Genomic DNA, 14,586 nt, shown 5'->3' with positions numbered 1-14,586 from the left:
GGCCCGATGACCACCGAACGGACACCCACCCCGACATCCGAACCGGCACCCGAGCTTGCCGAGCGGATCAGGGCGGCGTTCGCCCGCCGGGACCGGGCGGACATGCGGCCCACCATCGACTTCTTCGAGCGACTCCTCACCGAGCACCCGGACAACCCCCATGTGCTGTACGAGGTGGGCGGCTCCTACGACACCGACGGGCAGGAGGAGAAGGCGGCCGGCTACTACGAGCGCGCCCTGCCCGGACTGAGCGGCGACGCCCGCCGCGCCTGCCTGCTCCAGTACGGCAGCACCCTGCGCAACCTCGGCCGGATCGAGGAGTCGCTGACGGTGTTCGCCGGGGCCCGCGCGGAGTTCCCCGGTTCGGACTCGCTGCGGGTCTTCTCCGCCCTCACCGAGCACGCCGCGGGCCGCAAGGACCAGGCCCTCGCCACCCTCCTCCACCTGATCGCGGACCGCGTGCCCGGCCCCGAGATCGAACGCTACGAGGCCGCCGTCCGGGGCAACGCGGACTACCTCGCGGGGCTCTGAACTCCCTGCGTCCTGCTCTCACTTGAGGTCGCCCGGCCGGACCGGGCCGCGAGTGCCCTCGCGTTGCCGGAGAGCCAGGCGGTGACGACCTCGGGGCGCAGCGGGAGCGCCGCCAGTTCGGCGGCGAGCGTGCTGGTCGGAACCGGGTTCACCCAGGTCGAGGTGCCGAACAGGACCCGGTCGAACGCCAGGCCCCGGGCGTGGTGGAGCAGGGGTTCCCAGCCGGAGCCCGGCTGGGACATCGTCCGGGGCCGGTGTGAGGAGAACTCCAGGTAGACGCTCGGGTGGCGGGCCGCGGTGAGCAGGGTTTCCTGGACGTCCGGCCACCCCGCGTGTCCGGCCACCAGCAGCAGTTCGGGGTGGCGGGCGGCGAGTGTCTCGACCGTCCGCCAACTGCCCAGTCCGCTGGGGTAGTTGCGGGAGAGATGGTGGCCGGTGTGCAGCCAGACCGGCAGCCGGGCGTGCGCCGCCGCGTCGAAGATCGGAGCGAACCGCGGGTCGCCCGGGTCGGTGCCGTCCAGGAAGGGGATCACGCAGAGACCGCCCGCGCCCGCCGAGAGTGACTGCTCGACTTCCCGGAGGGCGGCGGCCGGATCACGCAGCGACACACCCGCCCAGACGTCGATCCGGTCCCGTACCCGGCGGGTGGTGTCCAGCAGCCAGGCGTTGACGGTACGGCCGTCGGGGCGGAGTTCGGGTGAGCCCATCGCGAACTCGCCTATGACGCCCATCTGGTGACGGCTCGTCAGGTGGTCCGCCAGGTCGAACGGGGGCCGGTCGGGGTGCAGGAGGACATCGACCGCCGCTCGCCAGTCCAGCGCCAACGCCTCGCGGTATTGGCCGTGTTCGGCCCCGAAGTAGCGGCAGAAGGAGCGGGAGAAGACGTTCAGGTACTCGGGGGCGTTCTCGCCGAGGCGGTTCAGATAGAGGCGCCAGCCGATGTCGTCGTAGATCAGTGCACATGCGTCCACGACCGGAGCGGGCCCGGCCGGGTCCGCCGTGGTGCGCCGGGTCTCGGGGGCGCCGGTGGGGGTGGGGGGCGCGTTCACGGTCGCTCCGTAGCCTTGAGGAAGGCGGTGATCAGCCTGTTGACCTCGTCGGGGCGGTCCAGGTTGGCCACATGGCCGGCGCCGGCGATGATGTGCAGCTCGCTGTGCGGGTCCCGCCGGTGCCACCGTGCCATCGCGTCGCGCACGTTGCCGGTGGCGTCGTGTTCCCCGCAGATCAGCAGCTCGGGCCGGTCGATCCGGTAGGCCGGATCAGGGGTCAGCGCACGGCTCATGCCCTCCCAGGTGGTGAGGAAGGACGCCCGCCCGTTGGCGGCGAAGGCCTTGCGCAGATATGTCCGGGCGGCCCGGTCCGTGGCGGAGGCCCGAGCCATCCACCGGGTCAGCGGACGGTACGGCAGCATCCGCATCAGCGGGCGGGAGAGCGCCAGGCGGCGCTGCTCGCCGCGGGTGACGGGGAGGGTGTTGGAGGTGGAGCCGATCACCACGAGCGCGGCGACCTCCTCCGGGTGCCGGCGCAGGTACTCCTGAGAGATGTTGCCGCCCATCGACTGCCCCAGCAGCACGACGGGCCTGCGCACCCGCGCGGAGTCCAGCAGCGAACCCAGGTCTTCGGCGGCGTACCCGGTGCGGAACCTCCCGGTGCCGGAGGCGGACGCCCCGTGGTAGCGCACATCCCACCGCAGGGTGCGGTACCCGGCCCGGACCAGTGCCGGGACCTGCGGATCGAACATACGGTGGTCGGCTCCCGCGCCATGGGTGAGGACGACCGCGGGGTGGTCGTCCTCACCGGCGGTCCAGTAGTGCAACCGGGCGCCGGAGACGTCGAGTTGGTGCGGCGTCTCGACGACCGGCGGTGCTTCGTTCATCGACATCGGATTGCTTTCCGTCCCTGTGCTGAGGGCGGCTCGGCCGTTCACCTGCCGCTGAAGTGGGGAGGCCGCTTCTCGGCGAACGCCGCCACTCCCTCACGGGCATCGGCGACGGTGGCATGGGTCTTGAGGTGGTAGGCGTCCTGGAGGCGCAGTCCGTATTCCGCCGGCTGCCCCCAGCTCCGCTCCCGCAACTCCTTGAACAGTCCCACCGAGGCCGTCGGCAGTGCGGCGAACCGGGCCGCGAGGGAGGCGAGTTCGCCGTCGAAGGCCTCCGGTTCGCAGAGCTGGTCGAACAGGCCCAGGCGGACCGCCTCGGTGCCGGAGACCATCCGTCCGGTGAGGTAGATCTCCGTGGCGCGCGCGGGACCGGTCAGCCGGGACATCAGCACCACGTTCCCGATGTGCCCGACCTGGGCCAGGCAACTGCCGATGGCGGCACGGGTGTCGGCCAGCCGGAAGTCGGCCGCGCAGGCGATCTCCGCGCCCGCCCCCGCCGCCGCCCCGGCCAACCCGGCGATCACCGGTTTGGGCAGGTGCAGGATCGCCTCGCAGACACGCAGATAGTGGGCGTCGGAGGTGATCGGGTCGAAGGGGGTGTCACCGCGGTCGCCCCGCCGCCACCGGCGCACACTGCCCACGTCGTCGCCCGCGCAGAACGCCCCGCCGTTCCCGGTGATCACGACCGTGCGCACCTCGGGGTCGTCGCCCGCGCACATCAGCCCCCGCAACAGCCGCTGCGAGAGCGCGAGATCAAGGCTGTTGCGGCGGTGCGGCCGGTTCAGCGTCAGGGTGGCGACCCCGCCGTCCAGGCTGGCGTGCAGGGGCTCCGCGCCGGTCATGCGTTCCGCGAAACCGGCGAAGGACTCGGTGGCGGCGCCGGCCCATTCGCCCGGGGGTTCCGACGGGGGTTCCGACTCCGTCGGAGGTCGGTCCTGGCTCATACGATCCTCTCCCGTCGGATCCGGATGCCCGCCGCCTCCCGGTCCCAGGTGTCCTCGGTGACGCCTTCGGCGCGCAGGGTGTGCTTGGTGGGTTTGCCGGTGGGTGTCTTCGGCAGTTCGGGCAGCAGCCGGATGTACCGAGGCAGCATGAAGTGGGCGAGCCGCTCCCGGAGGAACGCCAGCAGTGCCTCGGGTGGCACCGGCGCGGCGGGGGTGCGGCCGGCGACGACCAGCAGCACCTCGTCCTCGCCCTCGTCGCCGGGCACGGCCACCGCCGCCGCCTCCAGCACCTCGGGATGGGCGACCGCCTGGGTCTCCACCTCGAAGGACGAGATGTTCTCCCCGCGTCTGCGGATGGCGTCCTTCTTGCGGTCCACGAAGACCAGACCGCCGTCCGGAGCGCGCCGGAAGCCATCCCCGGTGTGGAACCACCCGTTGCGCCAGGCGGCGGCCGTTTCCTGGGGCCTGCCGAGATAGCCGCTGTTGAACGCCCACGGGCGGTCCGCCCGGAGGATCAGTTCGCCCGTCTCACCGTCCGCGACCTCCCGGTCGTGGTCGTCCACGACCCGGGCGGTGATGCCGGGACGGGGCCGCCCGCAGTGCATCGGGACGTCCGGCGCGTGGCCGGGGTCCGAGAGCACCGGGCAGGACACCTCGGTCATGTTGAACAGGGCGCGCACCGACACCCCGAACCGTTCGGCGAACTCCCGCGCACCCTCGGTGAACGGGATGACATACGCCGCCCGCAGCGGATGCCCGGTGTCCTGCGGCACCGCCGGCTGCTTCAGCAGATAGGTGGCCATCACGCCGAGGAGGGTGCAGAGCGTCGTGCCCGTACGCCGGATCAGCGGCCAGAACTCGCTGGTGGTGAAGGCGGGTACGACGGTCACGGAAGCGCCGTACACCAGCATCCCGTAGGCGCCGATGGTGCCGCCGGCGTGGAACAGCGGCAGTTGCAGGAGGTAGCGGTCCTCCGGGCCGGCCATGCCGTGGAAGGCGGCCGTGCAACTGCTGTAGAGGTGGGCGTAGGAGGAGACGACGCCCTTGGAGGGGCCGGTGGTGCCCGAGGTGTAGATCACGGTCTGCGGGTCCCACGGCTGGGGCGCGGGCACCGGTTCGGTGAACTCGCCGCGGTCCGCGCGCAGTCCGGTGTGTACGCGGAACCTCCTGGAGAGCTGCTCGGCGAGTGCCCGCACCTTGTCCGGGGCTTCGTCCGGGCCCGGCAGCAGGACGATCGTGCGCACCTTTCCCGGGGGCTGTGCCGACTCGGTGAGCCGGGCCGCCAGCGACGGGCGGCAGATCAGGACCTCGGCACCGCTGTCGGCGATCACCTGGTGCAGGATCGTGCCGCGATAGGCGATGTTGAGCGGCACCAGCACCGCGCCGGCCATGTTGACCCCGTACCAGGTGCGCAGTGCCTCCGGCCCGTTCGGCAGCCAGCTGAGGACCAGTTCGCCCGGTGCGACCCCGAGGGCCTGGAGTGCGGCGGCCGTCTCCTCGGTCTCCTGGAGGGTGCGCCGGTACGTCCAGACCTCACCGTCGGGCATCAGCGCGTACGGGGCGGTGGGGGTGCCGGCGGCGCGCCGCCTCAGCAGCGGGCCGAGTACGCACTGCGCCGCGGTCGGCACCTCGGCCGAGACGGGGTCCAGCACATCGGAGGGGTGCGCGGCGGGAGGCGGAAGGACCGACGAGTCGCGCTGGACGGGGAGTTGGAAGGGTCCCGCCGCGTGCGGCGCGGAGGGTGCTGCCGGGGCCGGGTCGTGCCCGTCGGCGCTCATGCGGTCTCCTTCCCGCTCCGCGCGGGCAGCGTCTGGAGCCGGAGCACGCTCTGGTACCCGCCGCCGTACCAGACCGACTGCCGTGCCGGGCGGCTGTGGTCGGCCTGACCGATGGGGCCCGGCACATTGGGGTGGCGGTCCAGGTGCGGGAAGTTGCTGCTGGTGACGTGGACCCGCAGCCGGTGCCCGGGGGCGAAGCGCCAGGCCGTGTCACCGAGCAGCAGCTCCGCGACGTGCGGGCCGTCCGCCGGGGTGTCACCGTCGGCGTCCAGCCGAAGGCTGGCCTCGGCCACCAGCAGCGAACGGCCGTCCGGATGCACATCGGTGAGCTTGGCGACCACGGCCGTGGCGGGGGCGTCCGTACCGAAGCGCAGCCGCAGCCGCTGCCGTCCGACCACGTCCAGCGGTCCGGTGAGCGGGGCGGAGGTGTAGCAGAGCACGTCGGGGCGGCTCTCCAGGTGGGACTGGTTGAGCGGTCCCGCGGTCAGCCGCCCGAGCTGGAGCACCCGGCCGCCGTGGGAGGGCACCGGGTCCTCCGGGTCGTAGGTGAACTCGTCGTGCCCCGGGGCGACTTCGGGCGCCGCGGTCAGCAGCCGGCCGGTGCCGTCGATGTCGTCCGGGCCTGCCAGGTACCACTCCGAGTCCACCGCCTCGGGGGGCGGCCAGGACGTCGTCCGGTGCCAGTTGTCCTCCCCGAGGAGGAAGTAGCGCACGGTGCCAGCGGGGTCCTCGGCGGGTTCGTCACCTGAGCCCCGCAGATGTCGGTCGAAGAAGTCCAGATGCAGACCGGCCAGGCCCGCGCCCGCCGCGGAGCCGTACAGGCCCGTGTTCAACTCGCCCTGCACCTGCGGGAGTTGACCGGAATGCACCCAGGGTCCGACGACCAGCTCGTGCCGGTCACCCGATGGGTCCTGGGCGCACAGGGCGCGGTGCAGCTCGATGGTGCCGAAGGAGAACACGTCGTACCAGCCGCCCACCGAGAAGGTGGGGACGTCGACGTCCGCGAGGGGGTAGGCGGCCATGGTGGCCACCCGCCCCGCGAAGATGTCCCGCAGCCGCCCGGGGAACCCCTCGAAGTCGAGGATCGAGGCCAGCGGCCACCGGCGCAGCGACATGTCGGGCGCGGTGAGCAGCCGCACCACCTCGGCCACGATCGAGCCCTCCACCGGATCGCCCGCCGCGGCCCGCCGCTGCACCCACTCCAGCGCGGTCAGCCCGAGCCAGCTCGTCAGGTGGTCCAACCGCAGTGCGCCGCCGAGCTGTTCGGCGTCGAAGTCGGCCGAGGTGGACATGGCGGGCGCGATGGCCCGCAGATGCGGGGGCTTCTCCACGGCCGCCAGCCACTGCACGATCGCCTGGTACGAGGTGCCGGCCATGGCCACCTTGCCGTCGCACCAGGGCTGTTCGGCCGTCCACTCGACGGTGTCGTAACCGTCCGGCCCCTCCTGGTGCCAGTCCAGCGGAGCCCAGTCGCCCTCCGACGCGAACCGGCCCCGGGTGTCCTGCACCACGGCCGCGTAGCCCCGCTCCACGCACTGGGCGGGAGTGAGGGTGGCCAGCCCCAACTGGGCCTTGCCGTACGGGGTGCGGAAGAGCACGGCGGGTGACGGCGGGCCGTCGGCGGTGCGCCACACATCGGCCCGCAGCACCGTCCCGTCCCGCATCTCCACCGGCACATCGTGCTCGACGAGAGTTGTCCTGCCCATCAGTGGTTGTCCTTTCCGGCCGATCCGGTGCGTTCGGTGTGCGAGCGGGTCAGATGGCGGGTCATGGCGGCACCGGCGGCGGCCCGGCTCGCGGTGGGCTCCACCCGGATCAGCGGCCCCACCTGCATCCGCGGCGGCCGGTCGAGCAGCCACTCCACGGTGTCCGCGATGTCCTCCGGGACGAGCACCTCCTCGGCGGGGACGCCGAGCCGGGAAGGCCGGGCGGCGAGCCGGGTGGCGACCCAGCCCGGCGCGACGGTGACCGCCCGGACACCGTGGTCGCGGTTCTCCTCGTGGATCAGCTCCGTGAGCCGCTGCACGGCGTGCTTGCTGACGCCGTAACCCCCGCTGCCCGGCACCACTTCGGACCCCACACCGGAGCCGATGTTCACGATCCAGCCGGAGCCGCGCCCGCGCATCCCGGGCAGCACCTCCCGCGCCAGCAGGAACGGCACGGTGAGGTTGACCCGTAGCTGCTGCTCCCAGTGCCGCTCCTCGCTCTCGTGGATCGCGGCCAGCCGGATCGCGCCCGCGCAGCACACCAGCACACCGACCGGCCCCAGGCCCTCGGTCGTGGCCGCGACCGCCTCGGCGGGGGCACCGGGCGCGGCGAGGTCCAGGTTCAGCGGCAGCGCCGTACCGCCCGCGGCCCGGATCGACTCGGCGACGTCCCGGAGTTCGGCCTCCCGCCGGCCGACCAGCGCCACCGCGCTGCCGCGTGCGGCCAGCCGCCGTGCGACGGCCGCCCCGATCCCGGACGAGGCTCCGGCGACGAGCGCCACCGGCGGCGAACCGGACGACGGGTCCGCCAACTCCCCTGCTTCCAGGCCCGCGTTCACCGGATCTCCGCCGCCGCTCGGAAGCCCGGCCGCAGCGGGGCCACGTCGCCGAGGCCGAATCCGCCGTCGGCGCGCAGCACCGCGCCGGTCACCCGGGACGCGGAACCGCTCAGCAGGAAGCCGAGGATCGCGGCCACCTCGTGCGGCTGCCCCACTCGGCCGGCCGGGATGCGGCTGATCCAGCCGCGCCGGTGCTCCGGCCCCGCCGCGTCCCCCATCGGCGTCTCGATGATGCCGGGAGCCACACAGTTGGCCCGGATGCCGTGACGGGCCACCGAGACCGCGAGGCAGCGGATGTACTGCGCCATCGCGGCCTTGCTGGCGCCGTAGTACTCCAGCCCCGCGACCGGACTGAGGGTGGAGCTGACCGAGGAGACGCCCACCACGGCACCCGGCGTCCCCTCGTCCCGCCAGCGGGCCGTCAGGTACTCGGTCACGGCGACGAAGCTGTGCAGGTTGACGGCGAAGGTCCGGGCGAGGGAGGCGGGGTCGCCGCCGACCGCGCTGAATCCGAGGTGCCCGGCCGCGTACAGCAGGCCGGTGACGCCGCCGGCGGCCGTCCAGGCGCGTTCGCCGAGGGTGGCGGCGTCCTCGGGGTCGGACAGGTCGCAGCGCAGCGGCCAGGCGCGGCGGCCGAGCGCGGCGATCTCGCCGCCGACCTCGTCCAGGGCTCCGGTGCGCCGCGCGGCCAGCACCACGTCCGCCCCGCGTTCGGCCAGGTGCAGGGCGGCGGCCCGGCCGATACCGCTGCTGGCGCCCGCCACCAGGATCCGCCGGCCCAGCAGGTCCTGCCGGGTGAAGGGCTCCGGCGCGGTCCGCTCTCCGGGGACACCGCGGCGCGGGGCGCGCGGGGCCGGTGGTGCGGCCGGCAGGGACGGGATGTGGCCGATGTTCGCGCCCCCGTCGGCCCGCAGGGTCTCGCCGACCAGGTAGGAGCACCCTTCGGAGAGGAGGAAGGCGACGGCGGCCGTCACATCGGCGACGGTGGTGGCGCGCCGCTGCACCAGGTAGGGCAGCAGCGCGGCCTCCGCCGCCCCGGGCAGGCGGTGGCCCAACTCGGGTGCGTAGCCGGTGACCACGGTGTTGCCGGTGACGCCGCGCCCGGCCACCTCGGCGACCAGATGCTGCCACCAGGCCAGATCGCCCGCGAGCCGTGCGTGCCGGTCGGGATCGGTACCGGTGTGCGGTTCGCCCGCCGCGTCGGTCACCAGGACCAGCCGCCCCCGGCCCCGCGCCGCCATACCCAGCGCGGCGGCCCGCACCCGGGCCCGGTCCAGGCCCTGCGAACGCGGCGAGCCGTAGGCCTCCTCGCCCAGCAGCAGCGCGCAGTACGCGGTGGCCGGCCCGGAGTCCGCGGAGCGCGGGTCCTCCGGGACGAGCGGGACGAGGCCGAGTGCGGCCAGCCCGTCCAGGAACGGCTGGACCGGGGCCTCCGCGGCCCCGGAGCGGTCGACGACCACCCGGGTGCTGACCGGTGTACGCGGCGGGCTCGCGGGCTCCGTCCCGGGGACGGGTGCCGGGTTGTGGACGTGGGTCATGGCAAGTCGCCGCCTTCGTATTCGATGACCATGCTCGTGGCGTCGCCGCCGGCCCCGGAGGCCATGACGAGCGCGCTGTCGCCGCCGGTCGGCACGCCGCCCGGCGGGACCGGATCGGCCGGCAGACCCGAGTACGGGACAAGGGTGTTGGCGCTGGGGGCGATGCGGCCGGTGCGCAGCATGAGCAGGCTGGCGAGGAGCTTGACCAGGCCGCCGGTGCCGGCGACATGGCCGAACACCGCCTCCTGGTTGGTCAGTTGGAGCCCGCCCCGGTACCCGGTGGCCTCCCGCACCTCGGTGAGGGCCTGGCAGAGGTGGTCCTCGACGAACCGGTTGCCGTCCGCGAAGTCGTTGACGAACGCCATGTCCCCGAGGGTCCGCCCGGCCGAGGCCAGCGTCGCCAGGACGTCGCCGACCACATTGGCGGGCGGGCCGGTGGCGACCGTGGACGGGCCGTTGGAGCGTGAGGTGTGCGGATGCGCCCGGTGCAGCAGGCCCGCCCGGTCCCCGGTCGCCGCGGGATCCTCCAGGACGACGGCGAGCGCGCCCTCCCCGGTGGCGTTCCCGGTCTGGATCTCGTCGTGCGGCCGGACGTCCGCGGGGTCGGCCGAGAGCGACGAGGCACGGTAACCGCTGCGCCCGGTGTGGCTGGTGCCCGCCACGAACACCGGGTCCACGGTGGTGTCGACGCCGACGACGACGGCCCGGTCGATGTCCCCGCACCGGAACATCTGCTGGACCAGATGCACCGTCCGCAGCGCGACGTTGCAGGAACCGGCCACACTCAGGGTCTGGCACGGCAGTCGGAGCCCCGAGGCGACGGTGCCCACCACGCTCGGCGGCGTCCCGTTGAGCCAGTACTCCATACCGAGCGCGGCGGCCCCCTTGTCCCGGACCAGGTTGTGGTAGCGCTCGGACTCCGGGAAGGCGAACTGGAGCGAGCAGGCCACCAGTACGGTGCGTTCCGGATCGAGGTCGCCGGCGGTCAACTCCGCGTGCGCCAGGGCTCGGTGGACCGCCTCGGCCGCCATCAGCCCGGCCCGTGAGGACCGCCGGATCTGCCGCTCGGACAGCGGCTCGTCGATGCGGGGGGCCCAGCCGTCGACCGTTCCGGCGATCCGGAGCGGCAGTTCGGGATGGGTGTACGGCGACAGGCAGCTCGTCCCGTCGCTGACCACACGCCAGAAGGTGTCCAGGTCGGTGCAGGCGCGGCCGTCGGGACCCGGCAGGACGAATCCGGTGCCGGCCAGGCGCAGGAGCGGGATCTCAGCGGGCATCGGCACCGCCCAGCAGCAGGGCGCTGTTGACGCCGCCCACCTGGTAGTTGAAGCTCAGCGCCCGGTCGAACCGCAGCGGCCGGGTCCTCGTCCCGGGCACCGGGTCGAAGGTGCAGACCGGCGAGGGTGTCCGGCAGTTGGCCGTGGGGCAGACCTGGCTCTCCCGCATCATCATCAGCGTCAGCGCGGTGCCCAGATTGCCGAGCGGGGCGCCGCTGTGGCCGAAGCACGCCTCCTGCGAACTGACCAGCACCCGCCGGGACTTCTCGCCCCACAGCCGGCGTACGGCGTTGGACTCGACGCGGGTGAACAGCGCGTCGCCCTCACCGCCGCCGTTGACGTACGGGACCTGGGCCAGTGAGGTGTGGCCGCCGAGGGCACGGCGGGCGGCCTCGGCCAGTCCGGTGCCGCCGGTGTCGATGGCGACCGCGCTGTTCAGTCCGCCGCGGGTGGTGGCCTGGCCGAGGACGCCGCCGTGCACCCGGGCACCGCGCGCGGCGGCGTGCTCCCGGCTCTCCAGGATGAGCGTCACCGAGCCGTCGCCGTAGTTCATACAGTCGCCCGCCGCGTCGTACGGGCGCATCGGGCGGTCGTGCCGGGGTGCGGCCGGCGGGTCGTCGTTGTGCCGTACGGTCACCCCCTCGCGCTCCACGACCTCCCTCAACCGGTGCCCGTGCAGCACCCGTTCGGTGTCGAAGCGGTCGACGCCGGTGACGACCACCAGGTCGCTCTGCCCGGCGGCGATCATCGTCCGGGCGATACCGAGGAGGACGGCGGAGGAGGCGCAGCCGCAGCTCACCGTGTAGTTGGCGCCGGTACTGCCGAGCAGGGCCGCCTGCACCGGGCCGACGTCGCTGGAGGTACCCGCCATCAGCAGCCGGACGAAGAGGGACTTGGCGTCCGCCGGGCTGATCGTCGACGGATCGGCGTCGTGCCAGGCTCGGTAGCTGTCGTAGTTGCTGTCCACCCCGGCGCGTGCGGTGAGGACGTCCGCGCCGCGCAGCCCGCCCGCGCGGTGGTCGAGCCCGGCGTCCGCGCAGGCCTCGGCGAGCGAGATCAACCCGTAGAGGTGGACGTCCGCGTAGCTGCGCAGATAGCGGGCCGGCATCTCCGGCAGCAGTTCGGCGAAGGCCTCCCGGGCGCCGTGCACCGTGCCGTGGTGGAAGCCGCCGCGGTCGACATGGCTGGTGCCGGTGGCGGCGGTGGCCCAGACGTCCTCGGCCGTGCGCACCGGTTCGCCGCCGGGCCCGGGCAGGCAGAAGCCCATCCCGGTGACCACCGCGTCCCGGGGGCCGGGTGTCCAGGGGCGGGCGGCGGGGGCGAGCGGCGTCCCCGGCGGTGTCCCGCCCTCACCGGGGCCGCCGCTCACAGAGCCCCCGCGTCCACGTTGACGGCCTGCCCGGTCATCCCGCCGGACAGGTCGGAGAGCAGGAACAGCACCTGCGCCGCGACCTCTTCGGGGCGGACCAGGCGGCGCAGGATCGTGCTGTTGACCGCGCGCCTGAGATACCGCTCCCAGGTGAGGTCGGGGGGACCGTGGTGCTTGGCGATGCCGGCCATGAAGGCGTCCCCGTACCGGGTGCCGTCGGTCGCGGCGGGGCTGTCGGTGAGCCCCGGGCAGACCGCGTTGACCCGGACCCCGAAGGCGCCCAGCTCGGCGGCGAGCGCCTGCGTCATGCCGTTGAGGCCGAACTTCGAGGCGCAGTAGGAGGTGTTGGCCGGAAGACCGCGCTTCCCCGCGATGGAGGAGACCATCACGATGTTCCCCTCACGGCGCTCCATCATCCCCGGCACCACCGCGCGGGCCACCCGGAAGGCGCCCAGCAGGTTGATGTCGAGGGTGGCCGTCCACTGCTCCTCATCCTGGTCGCAGAGGAAGGCCTGGTTGCGGGCCTCGCCCGCGCAGTGCACCAGCCGGTCGATCGGGCCGAGTCGCTCCTCGGCCGCCCGGACCGCCGCGCGCACGCTGTCGGCGTCGGTGAGGTCGCCGGGGACCGCGGCCGCCCGCCCGCCGGCCGTGTTGATCTCCTCGGCCAGGACCCGCAGCTCCTTCTCGCTGCGGGCCATGAGCGCGACCCGGGAGCCGTGCGCGGCGAGCATCCGCGCCAGTACGGCACCGATGCCGCTGCTGGCGCCCGTCAGAAAGGTGGTCCTGCCTTCGAGCAGGGTGGGCGCGAAGCCGCTGGTCATGCTGAGTTCTCCGCTTTCTGGGGGAGGTCCGCCGCCACAACTGCGGTACGCGGGTGGGGAGTCGGGTCCTTCGGGGTGCGGTCGGCCGGAGGCAGGACACGGGCGGGCAGCCCGCCCCCGTCGACCTCCAGCACGGTGCCCGTCACCGAGGGGTTGCTCGCGGCGAAGGCCACCGCCTCCGCCACGTCCTGCTCGTCGCACCAGCGGCGCAGCGGCACATGGCGCTGAAGATCGGCCATGTACGCGGCGTGCCGCTCGCTGGCCGCCGAACGCCTGCGCAGCGCCTCACCGTCGATGACACCCGGTGCGACCGCGCTGACGCGGATGCCGTACTCGCCGAGTTCGGTGGCCCAGGTCCGGGTGAGCGCCTCGACGCCGGACTTGGCCGCGCAGTACGCGGACTGCCCGTACGCGCCGTGGCGGACCGTGGAGGAGATGTTGACGATGGCTCCGGGCGTACCGGTGGCCAGCATGGTCTGCGCCGCGTGCCGTCCGACCAGGAAGGTGCCGGTCAGCAGGGCGGTGACGACCCGCTCGAAGTCCTCCAGCGGGTGCGCGGAGAGCAGGGGCGGGCCGTCGGGCTGCTCCCTGACGCTCACCAGGCGGCGGGAGAAGTTGCTGCCCGCGTTGTTGACGCACAGCCCGAGTGGTGGCGCGTTCCCGGCGAGCCACTCGAAGAGAGCGGCCACCGACTTCTCGTCGGTGACGTCGGCCTGGGCGGGGTGGAGTATCACTCCGGCGTCGGCGCCCCGCCGCACGGCGGCGGTCAGGCGCTCCCGGTCCCGTCCGCAGATGACGGTGTGCCAGCCGGTGGAGGCCAGTTGCCGGGCGATGGCCGCACCGAGGCCCCGGCTGCCACCGGTCACCAGCGCGGTGCCGCGGCCCTCGGCGCCCCCGTGCGCGGGCGGTTGCTCAGACACGGAACAGCAGCCCCCCGTAGTACCAGCCCGAGCCGACGGTCGGCGTGTAGCAGAGGTCCCCGGACCGCAGCCGTCCGTCGCGCGACATCTCCGAGAGCACGATGGGGACGGAGGCGCTGCCGGTGTTGGCCCGTACCTCGTAGTTGGTGATGAAGCGCTCCTCGGGGATGCCGAGGCGCTCGCGTACGGCGGTGTGGAGCTGACCGGTCCCCGGGTGCGGTACGACCCAGTCGATGTCGTCCATCGTGATGCCGGATCTGGCCAGCATCCGCGCCGCCAGGTCCGTGTGGGAACCGGCCGCGATGGAGACCAGTTCGCGGTCGCTCCTGATCCAGCCGGTGGGCGGGTAGACGGTCACTGTCTCCCGGCCGGAGCCCTCGCTGACCAGCAGCGAATCCCACAGGCCGCCGTCCCGCCCGTCCCCGCGCGACAGTACGGCCGCGCCGGCCGCATCGCCCACGACCAGCTCGCCCTTGCTCCCGGGGCGCACCCGGCGGGAGAAGCGCTCGCTGGAGACGACCAGCGCGTGGCGCCAGTCGGGGCGGGTGCCGAGGAACGAGGCCGCCGTCTGCACCCCGTGCACAAAGCCGGTGCACGCACCGCAGACGTCGAAGGCGAGCGCCCGGTCGCAGCCGAGCAGATGGGCGGTGTACGGGCCCCACTCGGGAACGAACTGGCGGTCCGTCCAGTTGCTGAGGACGAGCAGGTCCACCTCGTCGACGCCGACGCCCGCCTGCTCCAGCGCGGCGCGCGCGGCCCGGACACCCATGTACGCCGGGGTCTCCTCCTCGCCCGCCACATGACGGCTGCGTACGTCGAGCCGGCCGATGACGGCGTCGTCCACCGCGTTGCCCGCGGGGTCGTCCGCCGGCTCGTTCTCGATCAGGGACTCGGGGTAGTAGTGCCCGAATCCGGACAGGCGCAGACCGCTGTCGCGCCATAGGGAGGTCTCGTCGTGCATCTTTCGCTTTCCAACTGGGCCTG

Annotated in this window: 13 protein-coding genes; 1 reads left to right on the top strand and 12 read right to left on the bottom strand. The window is 73.5% G+C overall.

Annotation, left to right across the window (positions count from 1 at the left end):
* The first annotated feature begins 6 nt into the window (after window positions 1–6).
* On the top strand, window positions 7–531 hold the full coding sequence (locus tag ACFVST_RS00925; RefSeq protein WP_390145494.1) for a tetratricopeptide repeat protein: 525 nt from the start codon (window positions 7–9) through the stop codon (window positions 529–531).
* Here ACFVST_RS00925 and ACFVST_RS00920 read toward each other — a convergent pair.
* Genes ACFVST_RS00920 through ACFVST_RS00865 form a run of 12 tightly spaced genes read right to left on the bottom strand, consistent with a single transcriptional unit; the run spans window position 513 to window position 14,563 of the window.
* A complete protein-coding gene (locus tag ACFVST_RS00920; protein WP_390145492.1) occupies window positions 513–1,580 on the bottom strand; it encodes an amidohydrolase family protein in 1,068 nt (355 codons plus the stop codon). The genes ACFVST_RS00925 and ACFVST_RS00920 overlap by 19 nt on opposite strands.
* Entirely contained in the window at window positions 1,577–2,413 is an 837-nt protein-coding gene (locus ACFVST_RS00915; RefSeq protein WP_390145490.1) for an alpha/beta fold hydrolase, read from the bottom strand. The genes ACFVST_RS00920 and ACFVST_RS00915 overlap by 4 nt, the downstream gene beginning before the upstream one ends.
* Before the next feature lie 41 nt (window positions 2,414–2,454).
* On the bottom strand, window positions 2,455–3,354 hold the full coding sequence (locus ACFVST_RS00910; protein WP_390145489.1) for an enoyl-CoA hydratase/isomerase family protein: 900 nt from the start codon (window positions 3,352–3,354) through the stop codon (window positions 2,455–2,457).
* Window positions 3,351–5,132, bottom strand: coding sequence for an ATP-dependent acyl-CoA ligase (locus ACFVST_RS00905; protein WP_390145487.1), 1,782 nt, complete (start codon window positions 5,130–5,132; stop codon window positions 3,351–3,353). Before ACFVST_RS00905 ends, ACFVST_RS00910 begins: the two co-directional genes overlap by 4 nt.
* Window positions 5,129–6,838, bottom strand: a complete 1,710-nt coding sequence (locus ACFVST_RS00900) for a CocE/NonD family hydrolase (RefSeq protein ID WP_390145485.1) — start codon at window positions 6,836–6,838, stop codon at window positions 5,129–5,131. Before ACFVST_RS00900 ends, ACFVST_RS00905 begins: the two co-directional genes overlap by 4 nt.
* A complete protein-coding gene (locus ACFVST_RS00895) occupies window positions 6,838–7,677 on the bottom strand; it encodes an SDR family oxidoreductase (RefSeq protein WP_390145483.1) in 840 nt (279 codons plus the stop codon). The genes ACFVST_RS00900 and ACFVST_RS00895 overlap by 1 nt, the downstream gene beginning before the upstream one ends.
* A complete protein-coding gene (locus tag ACFVST_RS00890) occupies window positions 7,674–9,215 on the bottom strand; it encodes an SDR family oxidoreductase (RefSeq protein ID WP_390145481.1) in 1,542 nt (513 codons plus the stop codon). Before ACFVST_RS00890 ends, ACFVST_RS00895 begins: the two co-directional genes overlap by 4 nt.
* The gene (locus ACFVST_RS00885; protein ID WP_390145479.1) at window positions 9,212–10,492 is read right to left on the bottom strand and encodes a beta-ketoacyl synthase; all 1,281 of its coding nucleotides are present in this window, start codon (window positions 10,490–10,492) and stop codon (window positions 9,212–9,214) included. Before ACFVST_RS00885 ends, ACFVST_RS00890 begins: the two co-directional genes overlap by 4 nt.
* Window positions 10,482–11,861, bottom strand: coding sequence for a beta-ketoacyl-[acyl-carrier-protein] synthase family protein (locus tag ACFVST_RS00880; protein WP_390145477.1), 1,380 nt, complete (start codon window positions 11,859–11,861; stop codon window positions 10,482–10,484). Before ACFVST_RS00880 ends, ACFVST_RS00885 begins: the two co-directional genes overlap by 11 nt.
* Window positions 11,858–12,682 (bottom strand): SDR family NAD(P)-dependent oxidoreductase, encoded by an 825-nt coding sequence (locus ACFVST_RS00875; RefSeq protein ID WP_390145475.1) that lies wholly within the window; start codon window positions 12,680–12,682, stop codon window positions 11,858–11,860. Before ACFVST_RS00875 ends, ACFVST_RS00880 begins: the two co-directional genes overlap by 4 nt.
* A complete protein-coding gene (locus tag ACFVST_RS00870; RefSeq protein WP_390145473.1) occupies window positions 12,679–13,602 on the bottom strand; it encodes an SDR family NAD(P)-dependent oxidoreductase in 924 nt (307 codons plus the stop codon). Before ACFVST_RS00870 ends, ACFVST_RS00875 begins: the two co-directional genes overlap by 4 nt.
* Window positions 13,595–14,563, bottom strand: coding sequence for a ketoacyl-ACP synthase III (locus tag ACFVST_RS00865; protein WP_390145471.1), 969 nt, complete (start codon window positions 14,561–14,563; stop codon window positions 13,595–13,597). Before ACFVST_RS00865 ends, ACFVST_RS00870 begins: the two co-directional genes overlap by 8 nt.
* Window positions 14,564–14,586 lie beyond the last annotated feature (23 nt).

Origin of the sequence: Streptomyces sp. NPDC058045 (assembly GCF_042885635.1) — a bacterium.
Lineage (GTDB): Bacteria > Actinomycetota > Actinomycetes > Streptomycetales > Streptomycetaceae > Streptomyces.
This window is presented reverse-complemented; position numbering and strand designations above follow the sequence as displayed.

Excerpts from the sequence above, each read along its gene's own strand:
- ACFVST_RS00925 (WP_390145494.1), top strand. The coding sequence starts at position 7 with ATGACCACCGAACGGACACCCACCCCGACATCCGAACCGGCACCCGAG.
- ACFVST_RS00915 (WP_390145490.1), bottom strand. The coding sequence starts at position 2,413 with ATGTCGATGAACGAAGCACCGCCGGTCGTCGAGACGCCGCACCAACTC.
- ACFVST_RS00910 (WP_390145489.1), bottom strand. The coding sequence starts at position 3,354 with ATGAGCCAGGACCGACCTCCGACGGAGTCGGAACCCCCGTCGGAACCC.
- ACFVST_RS00905 (WP_390145487.1), bottom strand. The coding sequence starts at position 5,132 with ATGAGCGCCGACGGGCACGACCCGGCCCCGGCAGCACCCTCCGCGCCG.
- ACFVST_RS00900 (WP_390145485.1), bottom strand. The coding sequence starts at position 6,838 with ATGGGCAGGACAACTCTCGTCGAGCACGATGTGCCGGTGGAGATGCGG.
- ACFVST_RS00890 (WP_390145481.1), bottom strand. The coding sequence starts at position 9,215 with ATGACCCACGTCCACAACCCGGCACCCGTCCCCGGGACGGAGCCCGCG.
- ACFVST_RS00885 (WP_390145479.1), bottom strand. The coding sequence starts at position 10,492 with ATGCCCGCTGAGATCCCGCTCCTGCGCCTGGCCGGCACCGGATTCGTC.
- ACFVST_RS00875 (WP_390145475.1), bottom strand. The coding sequence starts at position 12,682 with ATGACCAGCGGCTTCGCGCCCACCCTGCTCGAAGGCAGGACCACCTTT.
- ACFVST_RS00865 (WP_390145471.1), bottom strand. The coding sequence starts at position 14,563 with ATGCACGACGAGACCTCCCTATGGCGCGACAGCGGTCTGCGCCTGTCC.